The sequence below is a fragment of the Bacillus sp. JJ1764 genome, from assembly GCF_036962145.1.
Classification (GTDB): Bacteria; Bacillota; Bacilli; order Bacillales; family Cytobacillaceae; genus Neobacillus.
Genome location: NZ_JBALNY010000095.1, coordinates 1 through 4892 on the forward strand (window position 1 = coordinate 1; position 4892 = coordinate 4892).

4 protein-coding genes are annotated in these 4892 nt (G+C 31.4%); 1 reads left to right on the top strand and 3 read right to left on the bottom strand.

From position 1 onward, the window contains the following. The 3 genes from V7083_RS13875 to V7083_RS13885 all read right to left on the bottom strand — a co-directional run. The coding region (locus tag V7083_RS13875; protein WP_335478715.1) for a hypothetical protein at positions 1–1299 on the bottom strand (1299 nt) is incomplete at its 3' end. Positions 1300–1324: 25 nt separating this feature from the next. Next, entirely contained in the window at positions 1325–3085 is a 1761-nt protein-coding gene (locus V7083_RS13880) for a hypothetical protein (protein ID WP_335478717.1), read from the bottom strand. A gap of 85 nt (positions 3086–3170) precedes the next feature. Then, complete coding sequence (locus V7083_RS13885) at positions 3171–3401, bottom strand: hypothetical protein (protein ID WP_335478719.1); 231 nt, start codon at positions 3399–3401, stop codon at positions 3171–3173. Positions 3402–4346: 945 nt separating this feature from the next. Between V7083_RS13885 and V7083_RS13890 the strand changes: the two genes are divergently transcribed. Then, entirely contained in the window at positions 4347–4673 is a 327-nt protein-coding gene (locus tag V7083_RS13890; RefSeq protein ID WP_335478721.1) for a hypothetical protein, read from the top strand. Positions 4674–4892 lie beyond the last annotated feature (219 nt).

The window sequence follows — 4892 nt, forward strand, 5'->3', positions numbered from 1 at the left end:
TAATATACGTTCTCCCGGTTGAATCAAACTTAACACTAATACTTTAAGTATATTTTCATTAAGGCTTAATCTCATATTTTTCCCTTTAGGCGGAATTAGAAATTCGATATCCTTGCTTAGCTTCCTGATTAATTTATTTGTATCTTCAGATGCCTCTTTAAGTATTTTAAAATCATTTTCAATTTTTTCTTTATTTTTATATGACTCAATATCAGCCATGTGAACTGCCCTAAAAACGTTTTCCTCTATACTTAGATAAGATGAAACTGCCATTTTTCTAATATGACCATTAGGCTTATCAGTCAAGTCAATCAACCATTCTTGTCCATCATTGTCATTAAGAACCATTGTGGCCTGTAGGCACATCATTCTCATTATCTGCATGGCAATAAGTTTTCCTAATAATTCTACCTTCTCAAAAGGATCAAATTCACTTGTTAATATATTATTTAATTCAATAACAGCTTTCTTTGCTCGTAACGAAAAGTTATCAGGAATCCACATAGCATCCTTCTTTATTCTGTTTACATTATCAACTGTCATTGGATCAGATTTTTCATCATAATTATATTCTAGCCACGTCTCTTGAAGATATTGAGCAATCGCACTTAATTGCGGAATTCCTTGCACTAAATCTTTCAAACCCTGAATTAGTTTTGATTCGTACTCTGGTGCTTCTTTTATTCCTTGAACAATATGCAAGTAATAAACTTCTCCCCCACGTGCCATAAAGGCTCTATCAGTAAAAGAAAAAGCTTTATCTACTTTCGATTTATCCTTATCATATTCTAATTTTGTACGAACATTTTTCTTCCCCATCGCCTCACAAAATATTAATTCTGGTGCTACTGGTAATAATGACTGGGCAAACCAAGATCTTTTTCCTATAACCGCATTAAATCCATAAAGCAGATCTTGTAATACATCTAATACAAACTCCGCGTTCATGCTAGGATTTGAGATGTCCATATTGCGTATTAAATAATCTCTATGCTCTTTAAGTGCATCTTTGTCAATTTCAAATCTTTTTTCTTGTTCACTTCTATTAAGGAAAATAAATCTCTTTAATCCCATTTTAGGACTAGGAAAATACGTTAGTTTTTCCCCGTCTTCCGGTACAAAAAATGAATAACCTTGATCAGCCTTCTCTATAGATTCAGTACCTTTGGGTGAAATGAAAACAAGCAAAAACTCAAGAAGATATTCATATAGTGTCTGACTACGAAAAATTCTCTGTCCGTATATTTGTATCTGAGGATTCATTTCATCCTTGTCGAAATCTTTAATATTAGGGAACACTTTCATCAAATCCTTTATACTTAATTTAATCGATATATAAGTCTTTACCAGAAATTTCAAAACTAACTAACTTAGGGCCTTTAATTGATTGCACTAATACTTTGATTAAGTGTTCATTTTCATTAAATTTATATTCCTGATATAGCTTAGATTTCATTTTATCTACACCATGACTAAGAGAGGGATTTAACTTTGTTGAGACTGCCCCTTTGGATACCTTATCAAAGTAATCTAATAACATCAGAGAAATTTGAAAATGCTCGCTTATTCTTCCAAAACTTAGCTCTAAAACAAAGTGATTTTCTTCAGAATCATAATCTGATTGCATAAATTTTGACTTAATATAAATATCCGAGGTATCTATCTTGCCCAAGAGTAGTTGTACATTCTGAATAGCTTTACCTTTTCGATTAAGAGGGAGAAATATCACATCGTCCGCTCCTGAATCTATTGGTATTCCAACTAGCATAAAATAAAGTGCTTTAACAATTTTAGATTTAATATTCCTTAATTCACGACCAGATAACTCAGTTACTCTTGAATTAAGATATTCTGGGAAGATTGGTGAGAATAGCCTTCCTAACAAGTCGGACATTGTTTTCTCATTATGATTACCAAATAAGATTTCCATTCTCCTTACTGATTTCCTTAGTTGGTAAGGCTCGTCCTCTCTTAGTAAGTCAATGGATAACGTAGTATATCTTCGCATTTTTTTCTGCCAGATAGGCTCTATTACATTCCTAGCTTTAGGAGTTAAATATTCAAAATCACCTTTAACAAAAATATTGTAATCATTCTTTAGTTCTTTAGTATCTAAACCTAAGCTTTGAAGTTCCTTTATTGCCTTAATTTGAATAGCATCAGTATTTATCGATACTCCCGTATAACCAAAAAATAAATTTGAAAAGTGATAGATGTATAATAAAGTTTCATTTGCGTTAGGTTCGATTGACTCACAGGTAAGATTACCTGTAATAGAATATGAAAGCTGTGATAATATTTGTCTTATAGTAAGTCGTTTATCTGTCTCATATAACCATCTATAATAGCTAGTAATAAACTGTTCAACGTTATTAAAGTTTTCATTTACAGACAGATAATTATTATACATCGGACATACTTGTTTTTTATCACATTGATTACATGGCTCCCATAGCTCATCAGATAGCATGTTTTTGAATAAACTCGGCACCATGACAACATTATCTATCCTAGCCATGTTGATAAGTAAAACATCATGTACACCAACTTTTCCAACATGACCTGTATTTTCATCCATTAATCTTAATAAGTCCATTTCAACTGTTGTCTTAGAAACACCTGTTGGAAATTTCTCCTCTAAACCCTTAAATGAATCAATCAATGGCCCAGTATTAGAGATTAATACCGCCGAACCACCACTTTCTTTAATATCTATACTTCTTTTTAAAAGGGTGACCTGTTCTTGTTTATTCAGCTCACTCATGTCTTTTACATATAGAAATTTTGAATTAAGTTCCTCTGAATAATATTCATCATATACCTTTAACTGTTCATTACTTTTAATCAATTTTAGTTCCCTAAGTATTTGATAAACTAGGCTCGTTTTTCCATCCCCTGCATGACCTGTCAATAATATTGTCGTTGGTTTCTCTTTTATTTTTTCAATAAGATAGTTCCCAATATTTCTTTCAACCCGTATTTTATCGTAAAAGGGATTTGTAATTTGTGATTCGGCAATCGCATTTTCGTTTGAACTATTTGCGTTATTCATCGAGTTTAGATAGGATATAAAATCATTACTCATTTTTCAACACTCCAGTGAAAAAGTTCTTTAATTCTATTATAATAAATAATGGTAAATAAATGGCGTGGTAATTAATCCAAAAGCACTAGTTATCGATATCTATTTCTTTTAACTGCTGGCGTTTCTTTTCATAATCATCTTCTGTTGCATTCTTCCATTGGGCATCAAGTAACATCTCTGCCCATTCATTAATTTCGATATCTGTTTGTTTATGTAGCTTATTTAACATAAACTTTAATTGATTTATGTTAAAAAGACCGTCAAAATAATCTGTATATATAGATTCCAAATTCTTCATAATATCTTCTCTGTTCAATTTCCTTAACCTCTTTCATTCCAACTCATTTACTTTAATCATAAAGCTTTTATCCTACGCTGTCATATCTTTTCAAATTACATTTTATACCGTATTTCAAAAATAAAAGGATAGAAACTTACATCAGAGTTTTTCTATCCTTTTATTTATATTTAATTTGATTCAAGACATTTTATTGTAGTGGATGTTTTTACTTGAGTATAACCAGAAATAGAGCAAGCCCAGCCATCCTTTGGTGAATCACTATTTCCTTTTGCCTTATTATAATATTCACACACACTCATTCCATTTGCAATTTAGGTTGCTCCACCTATAGAGTGAGGTATTTTATGGTCTGCATTCATCTGTTCAAAAGCTATTTTTGTTCCACAAATTTCACACTTTTCTTCTAACTTCCTCCAAAGTGTTAATTTTTCATACTTGTTAAAAAGTCTAGATAGGTCTTTGGGTGTTAGAGCTGCTTCATTAAGTAATGTTTTATGCATAGCCTCGTGTCGTTTGGTAATTGCCTCTTGGTCTCCACCTTTACCAAAATAAAAAATATAGTTTTTTATCGCAGCTTCATATGTATTGTTTTCATCAAACTTTCATATTCCTTGCTTGTTCTTGTATCCTCACAAGCAATAATAAAATCCCCTAACGCTTATACCACATAATTCAGTTGATTTAAAATTCCCTACCTTAAATGAGATAAATCCCTTTTTTCTTTAATGGCCCTCAAAAAACTTACCCTTTAAGCAGTCTAAATGGTAACATACCCTACAGTCCTAAGTAATTTTAATTGAACAAAAAATGTTTTGTTAGTCTCCTTTATAGTATTTGACAATATAAAATGCTATAAACTGATGTATCTTTGTATGTTTTATGAATGAATAGGATTTTAAGTATACCCCTTTACGATCTCATTTGGGTATAATTGTAGTGAAAAGGTTTGGGGGCATAATAATGAAACCATCAGTAGCCAAAATTTTTGAGCAAAAGTCTGAACAATGGGGACTTAGAGGTGATCCTTATTTATGGGATGAACTTCAACAGGTTTTCTCCACGATTCCTTTACCCTGCTCGAAAACTTGTTTTATTCAACATTTTGAAAAGTTTTTTCAAAAGCTCACAAATCACTCATTTAAGTCTGAATCTGATTTTTGGGTAGAAAAATACGACCACGGGGGTATGTCTAGTGGGGGTATCGGTGTAGATTTTTTGCATAAAAAAACTCTTCCACTTTTATTTACTCGATTAGAAAAATTAAATAATGAATACTTGAATCAATAATTAAACGGAAAATAAGATAGGGAGTCTGAATCAACCGCAGCTGCCTATCTTATTAACACCAGCAATATAACAATTCTTTATACAATTAACTTACTCATTATTGAAAAAGGTTCATGGGAATCTCTAACCTATACCAAATTATAATGAGCAACCTGTTTTAATACCTCAACTTTTTTTGTATCCATAGAAATAAATCATTTAAACAATATATTTAATCTT